Annotated in this window: 17 protein-coding genes; 11 read left to right on the top strand and 6 right to left on the bottom strand. The window is 50.9% G+C overall.

Features of this window, described 5'->3' with window-relative positions; genetic code table 11:
* Nucleotides 1–108: 108 nt before the first annotated feature.
* From yihA to cmk, 5 genes are all read left to right on the top strand, one after another.
* Entirely contained in the window at nucleotides 109–729 is a 621-nt protein-coding gene (gene yihA, locus ACEVG1_RS13130) for a ribosome biogenesis GTP-binding protein YihA/YsxC (protein ID WP_374744157.1), read from the top strand.
* A 9-nt stretch (nucleotides 730–738) separates the two neighbouring features.
* Nucleotides 739–1,587, top strand: coding sequence for a UbiA-like polyprenyltransferase (locus ACEVG1_RS13125; protein WP_374744156.1), 849 nt, complete (start codon nucleotides 739–741; stop codon nucleotides 1,585–1,587).
* Nucleotides 1,588–1,722: 135 nt separating this feature from the next.
* Complete coding sequence (topA, locus tag ACEVG1_RS13120) at nucleotides 1,723–4,053, top strand: type I DNA topoisomerase (RefSeq protein WP_374744154.1); 2,331 nt, start codon at nucleotides 1,723–1,725, stop codon at nucleotides 4,051–4,053.
* Entirely contained in the window at nucleotides 4,054–4,467 is a 414-nt protein-coding gene (locus ACEVG1_RS13115; protein ID WP_374744153.1) for a hypothetical protein, read from the top strand.
* A 5-nt stretch (nucleotides 4,468–4,472) separates the two neighbouring features.
* Nucleotides 4,473–5,135 carry a (d)CMP kinase gene (gene cmk / locus ACEVG1_RS13110; protein WP_374744152.1) on the top strand — a complete coding sequence of 221 codons (663 nt, stop codon included), beginning with the start codon at nucleotides 4,473–4,475 and terminating at the stop codon, nucleotides 5,133–5,135.
* A 20-nt stretch (nucleotides 5,136–5,155) separates the two neighbouring features.
* Here cmk and ACEVG1_RS13105 read toward each other — a convergent pair whose 3' ends face one another.
* The 5 genes from ACEVG1_RS13105 to ACEVG1_RS13085 all read right to left on the bottom strand — a co-directional run bounded on the left by ACEVG1_RS13105 (nucleotide 5,156) and on the right by ACEVG1_RS13085 (nucleotide 10,204).
* Entirely contained in the window at nucleotides 5,156–6,355 is a 1,200-nt protein-coding gene (locus ACEVG1_RS13105) for a pyridoxal phosphate-dependent aminotransferase (RefSeq protein ID WP_374744150.1), read from the bottom strand.
* A gap of 105 nt (nucleotides 6,356–6,460) precedes the next feature.
* On the bottom strand, nucleotides 6,461–6,844 hold the full coding sequence (locus tag ACEVG1_RS13100) for a DUF1573 domain-containing protein (protein WP_374744168.1): 384 nt from the start codon (nucleotides 6,842–6,844) through the stop codon (nucleotides 6,461–6,463).
* Nucleotides 6,845–6,953: 109 nt separating this feature from the next.
* Entirely contained in the window at nucleotides 6,954–8,078 is a 1,125-nt protein-coding gene (gene hppD / locus ACEVG1_RS13095) for a 4-hydroxyphenylpyruvate dioxygenase (RefSeq protein WP_374744149.1), read from the bottom strand.
* 37 nt (nucleotides 8,079–8,115) lie between these two features.
* The gene (locus tag ACEVG1_RS13090; protein WP_374744148.1) at nucleotides 8,116–9,276 is read right to left on the bottom strand and encodes a homogentisate 1,2-dioxygenase; all 1,161 of its coding nucleotides are present in this window, start codon (nucleotides 9,274–9,276) and stop codon (nucleotides 8,116–8,118) included.
* 304 nt (nucleotides 9,277–9,580) lie between these two features.
* Nucleotides 9,581–10,204: a 7-carboxy-7-deazaguanine synthase QueE gene (locus tag ACEVG1_RS13085; RefSeq protein ID WP_374744147.1), complete on the bottom strand. Its 624-nt coding sequence runs from the start codon at nucleotides 10,202–10,204 to the stop codon at nucleotides 9,581–9,583.
* A 119-nt stretch (nucleotides 10,205–10,323) separates the two neighbouring features.
* On the opposite strand from ACEVG1_RS13085, the gene ACEVG1_RS13080 reads away from it, so the two are divergent.
* The 6 genes from ACEVG1_RS13080 to rplT all read left to right on the top strand — a co-directional run bounded on the left by ACEVG1_RS13080 (nucleotide 10,324) and on the right by rplT (nucleotide 15,404).
* A complete protein-coding gene (locus ACEVG1_RS13080) occupies nucleotides 10,324–11,577 on the top strand; it encodes an LVIVD repeat-containing protein (protein ID WP_374744145.1) in 1,254 nt (417 codons plus the stop codon).
* 6 nt (nucleotides 11,578–11,583) lie between these two features.
* Complete coding sequence (locus tag ACEVG1_RS13075; RefSeq protein ID WP_374744144.1) at nucleotides 11,584–12,141, top strand: hypothetical protein; 558 nt, start codon at nucleotides 11,584–11,586, stop codon at nucleotides 12,139–12,141.
* A 91-nt stretch (nucleotides 12,142–12,232) separates the two neighbouring features.
* Nucleotides 12,233–14,158: a threonine--tRNA ligase gene (gene thrS / locus ACEVG1_RS13070; RefSeq protein ID WP_374744143.1), complete on the top strand. Its 1,926-nt coding sequence runs from the start codon at nucleotides 12,233–12,235 to the stop codon at nucleotides 14,156–14,158.
* A 12-nt stretch (nucleotides 14,159–14,170) separates the two neighbouring features.
* A complete protein-coding gene (gene infC / locus ACEVG1_RS13065; RefSeq protein WP_374744142.1) occupies nucleotides 14,171–14,740 on the top strand; it encodes a translation initiation factor IF-3 in 570 nt (189 codons plus the stop codon).
* Nucleotides 14,741–14,772: 32 nt separating this feature from the next.
* A complete protein-coding gene (rpmI, locus tag ACEVG1_RS13060; protein WP_374744141.1) occupies nucleotides 14,773–14,973 on the top strand; it encodes a 50S ribosomal protein L35 in 201 nt (66 codons plus the stop codon).
* Nucleotides 14,974–15,059: 86 nt separating this feature from the next.
* Nucleotides 15,060–15,404 carry a 50S ribosomal protein L20 gene (gene rplT / locus ACEVG1_RS13055; RefSeq protein ID WP_374744139.1) on the top strand — a complete coding sequence of 115 codons (345 nt, stop codon included), beginning with the start codon at nucleotides 15,060–15,062 and terminating at the stop codon, nucleotides 15,402–15,404.
* 83 nt (nucleotides 15,405–15,487) lie between these two features.
* Here rplT and gap read toward each other — a convergent pair whose 3' ends face one another.
* Nucleotides 15,488–16,495 (bottom strand): type I glyceraldehyde-3-phosphate dehydrogenase, encoded by a 1,008-nt coding sequence (gap, locus tag ACEVG1_RS13050; RefSeq protein ID WP_374744166.1) that lies wholly within the window; start codon nucleotides 16,493–16,495, stop codon nucleotides 15,488–15,490.
* Nucleotides 16,496–16,499 lie beyond the last annotated feature (4 nt).

Raw genomic sequence — 16,499 nt, 5'->3', positions numbered from 1 at the left:
TTTCATGATTTAAATATACTGAAAATCAAGCTAATATCAAATGTTATTTCAAATCAATGAGTTTTTAGAGGTGCCCTAATAATAAAATGATTTTACTAAGTTTGCAACGTGGTGGTAAAAACAGCGATATTTGTATGCAGCAATACACGGGTGGACCAGCTGCCGCCAGCGAATCTGCCGGAGTATGCATTCATTGGACGCTCCAATGTGGGTAAGTCGTCGCTTATCAATGCGCTTACGGGCAACCGCCAATTGGCAAAGACCTCGCAGACACCGGGCAAAACACAGCTAATCAATCATTTTTTAATTAACGATGCTTGGTACCTGGTGGATTTGCCGGGTTATGGCTTTGCCAAAACCTCCAAGACCAACCGTGCAACCTGGGAAAAATTCATCCGCCGTTACCTGTCTACGCGCGAAAACCTGCAGTGCGTTTTTGTACTGGTTGATAGTCGCCTTGGGCCGCAGAACAATGACCTGGACTTCTGCCGTTGGCTCGGTGAAAACGGTATACCCTTTCTGCTGGTTTTTACCAAGGCAGACAAGCTATCGCTCGGTAAAGCCAATGCGAATGTGGAAAAATTCCATCAAGCCCTGCTCGAATGGTTCGAGGAAACGCCCCCGCATTTTCTCACTTCGTCTGAGACCCGCGTGGGGTGCGAACAACTGCTCGCCGCCATTGACGAAATCAATGCGAATTTCCAACCACTTCACATTACCGACCGCTGATTGCCGTTTATGAAGAAATATTTCTCGCTTGTCCTCTTCGCCCATAGTATTTTCGCGCTTCCTTTTGCTTTCATCGGCTTTTTTCTGGCCATACACACTACCGCGGCCGATTTTAACTGGCTAAAGTTGCTATTGATGCTAGCTTGCATGGTATTCGCCCGCAATGCCGCGATGGCATTCAATCGTTACCTGGATCGCGATATCGATGCAGCGAATCCCCGTACCGTTATGCGCGATATCCCTGCTGGCCGTGTCAGCGCTGCGCAGGCACTGGGCTTTACCCTAGCAAATGCCGGCCTGTTTATGGCTGCCACCTGGTTTATCAATCCGGTTTGCTTTTATCTGTCGCCCGTTGCATTGGCGGTGGTGTTGGGCTATAGCTATACAAAACGGTTCACGCCGCTGTGCCATCTCATACTCGGGCTGGGGCTGGGGCTGGCGCCACTGGGGGCTTATTTAGTGGTGACAGGAGTCTTCCACATAGTTCCGGTGTTTTATGCTTGCGCGGTTTTATTTTGGGTTGCAGGCTTTGATATCATCTACGCACTGCAGGATGAAACGTTTGATCGCGCACACCGGCTTAATTCCATCCCGGTATGGCTGGGAAAGCGCAACGCGTTGCGTGTTTCAAGCCTGTTCCATGTGTTGTCTGCGATTTTCATCATCCTGCCGATGTATGTGATTCCGCTGGGTTGGTTTTATATCGTCGGTGTGTTGTTTTACTGTGCCTTACTCGTCTACCAGCACCGCATTGTTAGCCCGACGGACCTGAGCAGGGTAGATCGGGCGTTTATGACCACGAACGGAATTGCATCGGTGATCTTTGCATGCTTTTTCCTGCTGGACCTGTTTTTTTGATTTGCCATTCCTTGAATAACCTGCTTTGCAGCAGCGATTAGCACACTTCCGGAACGAATAATTTGTTATACAAGTAACCCAATTTATTGCATATAAAACAAATTTCTCTAAGTTTGCAGAAATCCGAAAAAATCAATGGCAAAGAATTTACTGATTGTAGAGTCACCGGCGAAAGCAAAGACAATAGAGGGGTACCTTGGCAAGGATTTCTTGGTGAAATCGAGTTATGGCCATATCCGTGATCTGGTGAAAACCGACGATGCAATCGACGTAGCTAATAATTTTACACAACGATATGAGGTACCCGCCGATAAGAAGGCGGTAGTCAGCGAGTTAAAGAAACTGGCCAAAGACGCTGAAACCGTGTGGCTGGCATCGGACGAGGACCGCGAAGGAGAGGCTATTTCCTGGCATCTTTATGAAACGTTGGGTCTCGATGATGAAAAAACCAAGCGCATTGTTTTCCATGAAATCACCAAGCCGGCCATCCTCCGGGCCATTGATACCCCGAGGGGGATCGATTTCAACCTGGTCAATGCGCAGCAGGCGAGGCGGGTACTCGACCGCTTGGTAGGTTTTGAGCTTTCGCCCGTATTGTGGAAGAAAGTGAAGCCGTCCCTGTCGGCCGGGCGTGTGCAGTCCGTGGCTGTGAGGCTGATCGTGGATCGCGAAAGGGAGATCAACCGGTTCAACGCAGAGGCTGCATTCAAAATCGTAGCAGTTTTCCATACTGGTAACCCCAGGGAATTGTTCAAGGCAGAGCTACCCAAGCGCTTCGCGGAAGCCGCGGATGCGGAACGTTTCCTAACAGACTGTATCCACGCGGATTTTGTGGTCAATGGTTTGGAAACCAAACCCTCCAAACGTAGTCCGGCCGCTCCGTTTACCACCTCTACACTACAACAGGAGGCCAGTAGGAAGCTGGGGTTTTCGGTAGCACGGACCATGTCGGTGGCACAGCGCCTCTATGAGGCCGGCCGCATTACCTATATGCGTACCGACTCCGTGAACCTGAGCGATACCGCCCTGCAAGGTGCCGAACAAGAGATCAAGTATGCCTATGGCGATAGGTACCATAAACGCCGCCAATACCGCACTAAATCCGCAGGCGCCCAAGAGGCCCACGAAGCGATCAGACCCACGTATTTCGACCGGCATTCCATTGAGGGCGACGGTGCCGAGCGGCGGTTGTATGAGCTGATCTGGAAGCGGGCCATCGCCTCGCAAATGAGCGAAGCGGAATTTGAGAAGACCACGGCCAAAATCGGCGTGTCTACCCGTGAGGAAGAGTTGGTGGCCAATGGCGAAGTGATGCGGTTCGATGGCTTCCTGAAAGTTTATTTCGAGTCTACCGATGACGAACATGAACCGAATCTCGATAACGAAACGGACAATGCGTTGTTGCCACCGCTAACGCGTGGGCAGCAGGTGCAGTTGCAACGGCTATCGGCCACGGAGCGTTTCTCTCGTCCGCCGGCACGTTACACCGAAGCAAGTTTGGTCAAAAAGTTGGAAGAATTGGGCATCGGCCGTCCGTCTACCTATGCGCCTACCATATCCACCATCCAAAACCGTGGATATGTGGTCAAAGAGAGCCGTGATGGCAAGCCCCGGGACTACCGTGTGCTGGAATTGGAGAACGGAACGATATCGTCGCAAACCAAAACTGAAATCACGGGCACGGAAAAAGCAAAGTTATTTCCCACGGATATCGGCGTGGTGGTAAATGATTTTCTGGTGGAGCACTTCAATGGCATTGTAGACTTCAATTTCACGGCCAAGGTGGAGAAGGAGTTTGATGAAATTGCCCAAGGGATGAAAGAATGGACAGCGATGTTGCACAGTTTCTACGGACCATTCCACCAGGAGGTCGAAACCACGACAAAACACGCCGACAGGGCTACGAACGAGCGGGAATTGGGTATGGAACCCGGCACCGGAAAGCGGGTTAGCGTACGTATTGGCCGGTTTGGCCCCATGGTGCAGATCGGTTCTGCCGACGACGAAGAAAAACCGCGCTATGCGAGCCTCCGGCCCGGCCAGATGATTGAGACCATTACGTTTGAAGAAGCATTGGAACTCTTTAAGCTACCCAAAAAAGTAGGCGAATTTGAAGGAAAAGAGATGACGGTTGCCGTGGGGCGGTTCGGTCCTTACATTCGGCACAACAATGCGTTTTTCTCACTTCCAAAAGACGTGGATCCATTGGATGTCACTACCGATTCGGCGATTGAGATCATCAAAGACAAACGTCAGAAAGACAAGGAGAAGATCATCAAGGTTTTTGAAGAAAATGCGGACGCACGTATCGAAAATGGTCGCTGGGGGCCGTTCATCCGGTTCGGTAAACAGAATATCAAGATACCCAAAGGAACGGAAGTAAACGACATCACCTATGAAAATGTCGTTAAATGGGCGGCTGAGGACGATAAAAAGCCAAAGAAAAAACCACGCGGGAAAAAATAAATGAAAAGGGATTTACCGTTGAATATCGTCGAGGATATTTCCATCGCGGTGGTGCTGGAGGGTGAAGCGCCCACCGGTAAAACATGGAACGTGTACCTGATCAATGAGAAGGATGAGCCGATCAACAATGTGATGGTCAGTTCAAAGGGTTATGGGGTCAAGGACGAGAAAGAGGTGAAAACCTCCATATTGCGGCATTTTATCGGCGATATCGATCCGCATGATTATGCTAAGATAGAGGCCATAGACGAGCAGGTGTTTGGGCTTACCAATGAATACTGGCTCAGTTATTACATCAACGGTACCATCTACGATAAGAAATACATCTTTCTTCCCGAGAGTATCATCGACGATAATCTGATCAAAATACCAGTGTTGAATAAGCCTGGCGTACTCATCGGGGGGCAAAATTAATCCACATGGACCCGACGAATAAAATCATCGCTATTGATGGCTATTCCTCCTGTGGGAAAAGCACACTTGCCAAGGCATTGGCCGGGAAATTACATTACCTCTATATCGATAGTGGTGCCATGTACCGGGCCGTTACGCTCTATTTTATCCGCCACGTTGTACCTGTAAACGATGACCGTAAGGTGATGGCTGCGTTGGAAGATATCCATATCGATTTCCACATCGAGCCGGGCGTAACCCGCATTTCGTTGAATGGGGAAGACGTATCGGATGAAATAAGGCAGATGCATGTTTCGGACTATGTGAGTGAGGTCAGTGCCGTCAAAGCCGTCCGTGAGGCGATGGTGGCCCAGCAGCAGCGGATGGGAAGGAACAAAAACATTGTGATGGATGGACGCGACATCGGAACCACCGTTTTTCCCGATGCCCATCTGAAAATCTTCATGACCGCCGATCCGAAGGTGCGCGCCGAGCGCCGCTACCTCGAATTGAAGGCCAAGGGCGAAGATACCACGTTGGAAGAAGTGTTTGAGAACCTTGCACACCGCGATTACATCGATACCACCCGTGCCGAAAGCCCGTTGGTGCGCGCGGAAGATGCCATCGTACTGGACAATACCGATCTCAACGAAGTGGAACAATTGCAATTCGTGCTCGATCGGCTTTAGCGGTACGGGGTCCTTTAAGGTTAACTCCGTCGCCCGGGGTAGGCCGCCAACCCCTTTTCAAGGCAGACCAGCGCATTATTCAAATCGGTAGTATTTAACACATAAGCCAATCTCACCTGATCTTTCCCCGCATGTGGCGTGCTGTAAAAGCCACTGGCAGGCGCCATCATTACCGTTTGGTTTTCATGGGCAAAATGTTCCAGTATCCATTGGCAAAACCGATCCGCATCATCAACGGGCAGTTGGGCCAACACATAAAAGGCTCCACCGGGATTCGGGCATTTTACCCCTTCGATGCCGTTCAGGCCTTCGACCAAGGTGTCCCTCCGGGCTTCATATTCCCGTTTCACCGCGTCGAAATAACTTTGTGGCGTATCTACAGCTGCCTCCGCGGCCAACTGCGCTACCGCTGGGGGGCTAAGGCGGGCCTGGGCAAACTTCAATGCTACCTGCCAAAGTTCCTGGTTCTTGGTAATCATGCAGCCCAACCGTGCGCCACAGGCACTGTATCGTTTACTCACGGTATCGATAATCACCGCATGCTGTTCCAAGCCTTCCAGGTGCATGGGCGAAATGAACTCCCGGCCATCGTAGCAAAATTCGCGGTACGCTTCGTCCGATAGGAGAAACAGGTCGTGCTTGATACACAGGTCACGCAGTGCCTCCAATTCTTCACGTGAATAGAGGTAGCCCGTTGGGTTATTCGGACTGCAGATGGCAATTGCTTTGGTTTTTGCGGTGATGAGTTTCTCGAAATCCGCTATGGGCGGCAGTGCAAATCCATCATCGATGTATGAGAGGATGGGTTTTACCACGATGCCTGCCGAGCGCGCAAAGCTGTTGTAATTTGCATAGAAAGGTTCGGGGATGATAATTTCCTCGCCCGGGTTAACGCATGCCTGCATAGCGATGGCGAGGGCCTCCGAGCCGCCGTTGGTAACCAAGATGTCGGTAGCAGCTATGTTGTATCCTAAGCCATTGTAATAGCCGCTCAGTTTATTCCGGTAGGAGGCCGTTCCTTCCGATGGGGTGTAGGCCCAGACCTTGAAATCAATGTTGCGGATGGCATCGAGCATGCCCTCTGGGGTCTCTATATCGGGCTGCCCTATGTTCAGGTGGTATACCTGTTTTCCGTCCGCCTTTGCCTTGTCGGCATATGGCGTCAGTTTACGGATGGGCGAGGCGGGCATTTCGCGGCCCTTTACAGATATCGATGGCATATTGTGTACAGTTTCGGATGCAATATTACGGATAGCTTTGGTTTAACGCAACAAAAAAAACCGCTATTGGTAGCGGTTTCTTGTTATTTCGGGTAATCCGGTACGCTAACCTGTCACTTCTCCTTTGATGTAAAGGGTTTTTACGGGTGTTTTGGTATTGGAACGTACGGTGAAGTTCTTTGTAAAAGGCTGTTTTGCAGCGGCATTGTACGTTACCGATATGGTGCCCGATTCCCCGGGCTTTACCGGTGTTTTGGTAAACTCGGCGACCGAACATCCGCACGATGGCTTTACTTCACTGATGATGATGGGCTCGGTACCCACGTTTTCAAAGGTAAATACATGGGTTACCGGCTTTCCCTGCGGGATTTTGCCGAAATCATGGGTTTCTTTGTCAAACTTGAATTCCGCTTTGCTGTTTTGCTGTGCGAGGGCAGTGGCGCAAACAAAGGCAACCAATGCAACGCATATTGTAGCGACTTTTTTCATCATTGTTCTTCTTTTAGTTTTTGTTTTAGTATGAGCTACCGTCCTACCGGCGATAAGCAAATTTACTGTTTTAAGTTGATAAGGTCAAAAAATGTTCCAAAAACCATCGCTATAGGTTCCCTCGCCGTTCCTGCTCGCGCTCGATCGCTTCAAAGAGTGCTTTGAAGTTGCCCGCGCCGAAACTCTGCGCACCTTTTCGCTGTATGATCTCGAAAAACAGCGTGGGCCTGTCTTGTATGGGCTTGGTAAAGATTTGCAAGAGGTAGCCCTCCTCATCGCGATCCACTAGGATGCCCAGCTCTTGGATAGCCTTTATTTCCTCATCTATATTGCCTACCCGGGTAGGTAACATTTCGTAGTATGCTTCCGGTGGTGCACTGAGAAACTCCACACCCCGTTTACGCAGTAACTTCACCGTGCGCATAATGTCGGTAGTGGCCAACGCGGCATGCTGCACCCCTTCACCCTCGTAAAACTCCAGGTATTCTTCAATCTGCGATTTCTTGGCCCCTTCGGCAGGTTCGTTGATGGGGAATTTCACGTAGCCGTTCCCGTTGCTCATCACTTTGCTCATCAGTGCGGAATATTCTGTATTGATCTGCTTGTCGTCAAACGTGAGGATATTTACGAATCCCATCACGTCCTGGTACCATTTTACCGTTTCGTCCATGCGGTTCCAGCCCACATTGCCTACGCAGTGGTCTACATAGAGTAGGCCGGTCTCATCCGGCCGATACGCTGGCTCCCAACGTACATATCCCGGCATGAATACACCGTGGTAGTTCCTGCGTTCCACGAAAAGGTGTACGGTTTCACCGTACGTGTAGATACCGGCGGTGCGGAGTTCACCGCTGTCGTCCGTCAGCGTTTGTGGCTCCTGGTAGCTTTTCGCCCCGCGTTTGGTGGTTTCTTCGAACGATTGGTAGGCATCGTCTACCCATAACGCCAGTATCTTCACCCCGTCGCCATGTTTTTTCACATGTTCACTGATAGGGTGTTCCGATCGGAGTGCCGAAGTGAGGACGATCCGTATCTTCTGTTGCCTTAGCACGTACGAAGCGCGGTCGCGCACGCCCGTCTCAGGGCCGGCATATGCCTCCGGTTGGAACCCGAAAGCCGTTTGGTAGTAATGGGCCGCCTGTTTGGCGTTCCCCACGTACAGTTCAATGAAATCGGTACCATTGATGGGCAGGAAGTCGCCCGCCTTCGCTATTTTTTCTGCAAATGTTGCCATAGTTAGTCGTAAGTCTTTAGTCTTTGGTCGTAAGTCTTTAGTCGATCTGCCAAGATTTGTAATAATCTCTATCTTCTATTTCCAGTGCCTCTTCGGTCAGCATCAGCGGCCGGAACGGGTCGATCATTACGGCCAGTTCGTCGGTTTTGGTCTGGCCGATACTTTTCTCCACCGTGCCCGGGTGCGGGCCGTGGGGGATGCCACCGGGGTGGAGGGTTATCTGGCCACGTTCCACGCTTTTGCGGCTCATGAAATCGCCGTCTACATAATAAAGCACCTCGTCCGAGTCCACGTTGCTATGGTTGTAGGGGGCGGGTATCGATTGTGGGTGGTAGTCATACATGCGCGGGCAGAAACTGCATAGCACGAAGTGGTCGGTTTCGAAGGTCTGGTGCACGGGCGGCGGTTGGTGTAGCCGCCCCGTGATGGGTTCAAAATTATGGATGGAAAACCCCCACGGGAAGTGGTAACCATCCCAACCCACAAAATCGAAGGGATGTGTACCGTAGGTATAGGGGTACATCAACCCCTCTTTTTTGATCACGATTTTGAAATCCCCCTGTTCGTCGTGTGTTTCCAAGTCGCGCGGCAGCTTCATGTCGCGCTCGCAGAATGGCGCATGTTCCATCAGCTGGCCATGTTCGTTGCGGTACCGCTTCGGTGTCCGAACCGGGCTGAACGATTCGACGATAAACAACCTATTGTCGGGCGTGTCGAAGTGCAGCTGGTAGATCACACCGCGCGGTATCAGTAGGTAATCGCCGTATTCAAACCGTATCTGTCCATAGCCGGTTTTCAGCACACCGCTTCCTTCGTGCACGAAGACGATCTCATCCGCCTGGCTATTTTTATAAAAATAGCCCGTCATCGAATGTCGCGGTGCTGCCAGCGAGATATGCAGGTCGTTATTTACGAGCACTGGTTTGCGGCTATCGAGGAAATCGTCCGCCGGAGCGATGTTAAATCCTTTCAGGCTCGTATGTTTCAGGTGTTTCTCGCGCGCCACCTTCGGCTGTACAGCGTAGGGTTCGCTGATCTGTTTCACCAACGTGGGGGGGTGGCAATGGTACACCAGTGAGTACGTGCTGGAGAAACCATGTGTAGACACCAGCTCTTCAGCATACAGGCCACCGTCCGGTTTGCGGAATACGGTATGGCGTTTAGCGGGGATTTTCCCCAAGGTATGGTAAATCGGCATTTTTTTAATTGATAGTGTATAATTGATAATTGACGATGGAAAATTGATAGTTGTCTACCATCTCACCATTGAAATAACCAAAAAAAGGGGGCGTTGTTCTTAGTATTGCGCAAAAATCAATTCGGCCAGTAAGGCTTGCGTAAGCGGTAGCATGCCGATGACCAAGGCAGTAGTTATATGTACCGTGTGTGCAGGCATCATTGTTCTAGTAATTGGTACTACAGCTACGAAGGTACGTATTATTTCGAAAAAAATGTGCTTTAGCCTATTTTATGACGGCGGGGGCTGAAAAGGTGTACAAGGTCTATGGAATATTCAGGTACTTATGCGTCTGCAAGGAGATTTCCCACTGGGGGTTTTGCATCACGTAGTCAACGATGAGGGGCGTCATCTCTTGCGCCTTTGACCACTCGGGTTGTAGGTACAGCTTACAAGAGGGTGGAACGAGGGCCGCATGCTGCTCGGCCCAGGCGAAATCGCTCTTATTGAACACGATGACTTTCAGTTCGCCGGCAGCGGCAATCACATCGGGCAGGGGCGATTTGAACTTTTTCGGTGAGAGGCAAATCCAATCCCAATAACCGCTTAACGGATACGCCCCGGAGGTTTCCATAAACGTCTGGATGCCTGCGGCCTGCAGGCCACGGGTAAGGTAATCGAGGTTATACAGCAGCGGTTCGCCACCCGTTACCACCACCGCCTTTGAAGGGTGCTGCTTGGCGTGTTCAATGATGGTGTCAGCTGCCGTAAGCGGGTGGAGCTCGGCGTCCCAGCTTTCTTTTACATCACACCAGTGGCAACCCACATCGCATCCGCCGAGGCGGATGAAATAAGCCGCTTTGCCCGTATGGTATCCTTCACCCTGGATGGTGTAAAATTCTTCCATCAATGGAAGTAATGTGCCGTCTTCGGGAACTTGGTGTGCCATGCTTTTTTTTGGAAATGCAAAGGTAGCAAAATTTATAATGGGTTTGGGTGTAGCGTTTCGGCTGCGGCATCCGTTATCGATATAAATGCCATTTTTGGATTCCTAAAACATGACTTGATATGGAAAGAAAATCACTCTTTGGTCGTTTGTCCAATAGTTGGATGGGCTTGCTGCTGGCCGTGGTGGCGGTATTATTTGCATCCTGCCGCGACCAGGTAGAACACTCCGTCACCTATAAAACGCAGGTGCCTGTTTATATCGAGGTCAGTGCTTTCCGAAGTATGGACGTGGGGATTAAGCCGCCGAAAAGCGTGTCTGAAACCGGCAAGATCTATGTGTATGGCGATTACCTGTTCATCAATGAACCGCAGAAAGGCATCCACATCGTCGATAACCGCAATCCTTCCGATCCCAAGAACATCAATTTTATCAGTGTACCGGGCAACGTGGACATGGCGGTGAACAGCAACATCTTGTATGCCGATAGCTACATCGACCTGCTGGCTTTCGATATCAGCAACATCCGCGACGTGAAATTGGTGGAACGGGTTGAGGCTGTGTTTCCGAATATGTTCGTTAATGCCGAGCGGTCAACATTCATGACCTATAAGGATACGGTAATCACAGCCGTCACTACCGAAGAAGGAAGGATATGGGGCGGGGTATGGCTTAATGAGATGGCCTTCGCCTCCGGTGATTTCTCCGGGCCCAGCTACGGACAGGGCGGTTCCATGGCCCGTTTTACACTGATGGGCGGGCACTTGTACGCGGTAGACAATCAATCGCTGCGGCTATTTGACGTACACCAGGCGAATAAGCCCGAATTTGTAAAGGACATTCCCTTGGGATGGGGCATCGAGACCATATTCCCATATAAACAGAAACTGTTCATCGGCTCGCTCACCGGGATGCATATCTACGATGCCAGTACGCCTTCGGCACCCGAACCGATGGCCGTTTACCAGCATGTGATGGCCTGCGATCCTGTGGTGGTGAATGACGATTATGCATTTGTAACCTTGCGGTCGGGCACAACATGTCGCATGAGTGAAAACGTGCTGGAAGTACTGGACATCAAAGATCTTTACCATCCAAAACTGCTTAAATCCTACCCGATGGATAATCCGCATGGGCTAGGCCTACGGGGGAACAACCTGTATATCTGCGAAGGGGATTACGGACTGAAAAGTTTTGACGCAACCGACGTGATGCACATCGGCGAAAACCTGCTGGAACATCACAAAGACAGAAGCGCAATTGATGTTATCCCGGCGCCGAAGTCGCTGATTGTAACCGGTCCCGACGGCGTATGCCAGTATGATTACAGTGACCCTGCAAGGCTACGGCTGCTCAGCCGCATTCATACGAAATAGTGCTCTATGCGATGGAAATGTAGCCTGCTTGTGGCCGTTACGATGAATGTGATGGGCATGGGGAGCCCGCTTCGCGGACAGACAATCAACTATACAAACGAGACGGAGATCGGCGTGATGTGGTCGCGGGCAAATTTTTTCTCGCCGGTAGCCGCTACCGTGCAAACCTTCCATGGGGTGCAGTTTGATGGGATATTAAGTATGGGGCTTACGGCGGGTATCGATGAATACTTTGGCCTACGCGTAGTGCCGATAGCGGTAGGCAGTCGCGTGGTGTTGCCCCGCAAAAGCCTAGCGCCATACCTTGGGGTGGACGTAGGGTACGGATTCGGCTGGTTGGAGAAAAAGACTGCCAGCGAATGGCACGATGGTGGCATGGTGTTCCATCCGGCCATCGGCTTGCGTTGGAAGACCGGAGGCAAAGACCGCTACCTTTTTAACATCGGCTATAAAAGGCAGGTAGTGACCGAACACACCGCTGACGCGGGATGGGGCCCCGGCTCTTTCAAGACCTCAACGTATACCCTGAACCGGATGACGATACGGTTTGGGATGATATTCTAAATTTCTTTCGTTACCTTTGCGCCCGAACTGACAACCACAATTGTATGGTGGTTTGCTGGATTTTTTATTTAACGTAAAATCATAGTTGTAAGTGATGAACATTACCCTACCAGACGGCTCCGTGCGGCAATACGCACAGGGCACGTCGGCGATGGAAATCGCCCAATCCATTTCAGAAGGTTTGGCCCGCAATGTACTGGCGGCCGAAGTGAACGGCGAAGTTTGGGATGCGTCGCGCCCCATAGAACATGATGCCTCCGTACGTCTGCTCACGTGGAACGACAAGGAAGGCAAATCCACTTTTTGGCATTCGTCGGCCCACTTGATGGCCGAAGCGCTCGAAGCGCTGTATCCGGGCATCAAATTCGGTATCGGACCGGCCATAGACACCGGATTTTATTACGATGTTGATTTTGGCGACCGTGAGTTCTCGTCGGATGATTTCAAGCAAATCGAAGACAAGATCGTGGAGCTGGCCCGTACGAAGGCCGCTTATGTGCGCAAGCCCGTTAGCAAAGCGGAGGCCGAGGAATATTTCACCAAGAAAGGCGACGAATATAAACTGGATCTGATCAAAGACCTGCCTGATGGCAGCATCACCTTCTATACTCAGGGCAATTTTACCGACCTCTGCCGGGGTCCGCACATCCCGAATACGGGTTTCATCAAAGCCGTGAAACTCACCAATGTGGCCGGGGCTTATTGGCGGGGAGATGAAAGCCGGAAACAGCTTACCCGCATATACGGCGTAACGTTCCCGAAGGCAGGCGAGCTGGCCGACTACCTCCACATGATCGAGGAGGCCAAGAAACGCGACCATCGCAAACTGGGCCGGGAACTGGAGCTGTTCGCTTTTTCGGAAAAGGTGGGCATGGGGCTGCCGCTATGGCTGCCCAAAGGGGCGCGCCTGCGGCAGAAGCTGATCGATTTCTTGCAGCGGGCACAGGTAAAAGCCGGTTACGAACCGGTGGTAACGCCGCATATCGGACACAAAAACCTGTACGTTACTTCGGGGCATTATGAAAAATACGGGGCCGACTCTTTCCAGCCCATCCACACCCCGCAGGAAGGCGAAGAGTTCCTGCTGAAGCCGATGAACTGCCCGCACCACTGTGAGATCTATAAAACGAGGCCCCGTTCGTATAAAGACCTACCCATCCGGTACGCCGAGTTCGGCACTGTATACCGATATGAACAGAGCGGCGAATTGCATGGCTTGACGCGCGTGCGTGGGTTTACGCAAGACGACGCCCATCTCTTCTGCCGTACCGATCAAGTGAAAGATGAGTTCAAGAAGGTTATCGACTTGGTACTCTATGTTTTCGGTGCGTTGGGTTTTGAAGATTATACCGCGCAGATTTCGCTCCGCGACCCGGGCAATAAGGGTAAATATATCGGTACGGACGAGAACTGGGACCGCGCCGAGCAGGATATTATCGAAGCAGCGAACGAGAAAGGCCTGAATACCGTGGTGGAATATGGTGAGGCTGCGTTTTATGGCCCTAAGCTGGACTTTATGGTGAAGGATGCATTGGGTAGAAAATGGCAACTGGGTACCATCCAAGTAGATTACAACCTGCCGGAACGGTTTGAGCTGGAATACACGGGAAGCGACAACGCCAAGCACCGTCCCGTGATGATACACCGTGCGCCTTTTGGGTCGTTGGAACGCTTTGTTGCTGTGTTGATCGAGCATTGCGCTGGCCAGTTTCCGTTGTGGTTGGCTCCGGAGCAATTCATCATCCTTCCGGTCTCGGAAAAATACGAAGAATATGCGAAAAAACTTTTAGAATCGCTCAATAATTCCGATATTCGCGGCCTACTGGATTTGCGCGACGAAAAAGTGGGACGCAAAATCAGGGACGCGGAGTTGAAGAAAATACCCTATATGCTTATCGTGGGAGAGAAGGAAGAGGCGGATGGTACGGTTTCTGTAAGGAAACATGGCGCAGGGGATTTGGGAACTATGGGCGTGGACGCATTTAGTGAACAGTTAATAAAAGAGATAACCGTTTAATTAGTAGATCATTTGGCATTAAAAAGACCAGGATTCAGAGGCCCGAGGCCGCCATTCAGGAAGAAGGAACCGGAGCACCGTATCAATGAAAATATCAGGGTACCTGAGGTACGATTGGTAGGCGACAATATCGAGCAGGGGATATACCCCACACGTAAGGCATTAGAGCTTGCCGATGGGTTGGAGCTGGATTTGGTAGAGATATCGCCAAACGCGGTGCCCCCTGTCTGCAAAATCATTGATTATAGCAAGTTCATCTACGAGCAGAAGAAGAAGCAGAAGGAAATCAAGGCCAACGCGAAGCAAACGGTCATCAAAGAAATCCGCTTTGGCCCCAACACCAACGACCATGACTTTGAATTCAAGCTCAAGCATGCGATAAAGTTTTTGGAAGCAGGGGAGAAGGTACGGGCGTACGTGCATTTCAAAGGCCGTGCCATCGTGTATAAGGAACAAGGCGAAATTTTGTTGCTGCGCTTTGCGCAAGCCCTCGAAGACTATGGCAAGGTGGAGTTGCTTCCCAAATTGGAAGGTAAGCGGATGTTCCTTACGGTAGCTCCCAAAACAGCCGCAAAAAAGTAAATACTAACAAGTCGATATAAAAATTAGTAATCATGCCAAAAGTGAAAACCAATTCCAGTGCGAAAAAGCGTTTCAAGCTTACTGGAACAGGTAAGATTGCCCGGAAGCACGCTTTTAAGAGTCACATCCTGACGAAGAAAAGCACCAAGCAGAAACGCAATCTGACGCAGACCGGTTTAGTGTCTGAAGCCGATATGGGCAACGTGAAACGTATGCTCGCTATCGGGAAGTAGTACATAATAGTTAGTAATTAGTAACCGGGTATTGGGTTGTAAGTCCGTTGCGAAACACGGCGCCTGCTACCAAAAATTGAAAGTTTATGCCACGTTCGGTTAATGCAGTAGCGTCGAGAAGACGGCGCAAGAAAATCCTCAAGATGGCCAAGGGCTATTATGGGGCACGTAGCAAGGTTTATACCGTTGCTAAAAACACAGTAGAAAAAGGTTTGCAGTATGCTTATCGCGACCGCAAGACCAAAAAACGGGAATTTAGGGCGTTGTGGATACAACGTATCAATGCCGGTGCCCGCGAGCATGGAATCTCCTACTCGCAGTTGATCGGTAAGTTGAATGCTAAAAACATCGGTTTGAACCGCAAGGTACTTGCCGATTTGGCAATGAACAATCCGGAGGCTTTCAAGGCCGTTGTTGATGCAGTGAAATAACGTTTTAAAAACCGATATCGATTTTGTTAGTAAAAAAAGGAGTCCGTCTCGCCTAAGGCAAGATGGATTCTCTTTTTTGTGACCTATCCGTTGGCAGCCAGTCTGGCCAATAAGTCCACTAGACGGTTCGAATAGCCATATTCGTTGTCATACCAGCCAACCACTTTTACCAATCCGCCCACTACCGATGTCAATTGCGCGTCGAATACACACGAGTATGGACTATTGATGATATCGACAGATACGATTGGATCTTCCGTGTATTGCAACACCTGGCTGAGATTGCCCGCAGCAGCCTTTTTAAAAGCGGCATTGATTTCTGCCACGGTTGGCTGCTGCCGAAGGGTACAGGTGAAGTCGGTGAGCGAACCGTTTAACACCGGTACGCGGATGCCTGCACCGCCGAGTTTACCTTCGAGGTGCGGGAATACGTTGGTGATGGCTTTGGCGGCACCGGTAGTGGTAGGGATGATGGAGGCAGAGGCGGCACGTGCCCGCCGGAGGTCCCGGTGGGGGCGGTCGTGCAGGCTTTGGTCGCCCGTCATGCTGTGTACGGTGGTGATATAGCCGTCTACAATACCCCAGTGGTCATCCAATACCTTCACTAATGGTGCGAGGTTGTTGGTGGTACAGGATGCATTGGATAAAATGGGGGCACGGAGATCGATTTCGCCATCGTTTACCCCAAGCACCACCGTTGGGATTTCCTTGTCTGCCGAAGGGGCAGAAATAATGACCTGTTTGGCACCGGCTTCGAGATGGTTTGCCGCTTGCTGCTTTGCCGTGAACTTGCCGGTTGATTCGATAACGACCTCTATGCCCAACGATTTCCAAGGCAACCGCAGGGGATCCTGTTCCTGTACGATACGGATAGCGGGGTATCCATCGATGACCAATCGATCCCCATCGGTCCGCACGTCGCCCGGATAAGGCCCATGTACCGAGTCGTATTTAAATAGATGAGCCAATGTAGGTACATCCGTGAGGTCATTGATGGCCGTGATAGCCACTCCATCCAGCTTGCGGAGCAGGATGTTCCGTAGGGTATTGCGACCGATACGGCCGAACCCATTGATGGCGACGTTGAGCATGTTC

Source organism: Parapedobacter sp. 2B3 (assembly GCF_041925275.1).
Classification (GTDB): Bacteria; Bacteroidota; Bacteroidia; order Sphingobacteriales; family Sphingobacteriaceae; genus Parapedobacter; species Parapedobacter pyrenivorans_A.
The sequence above is the reverse complement of the archived record's forward strand: the minus strand, read 5'-3'. Positions and strand labels throughout refer to the sequence as shown.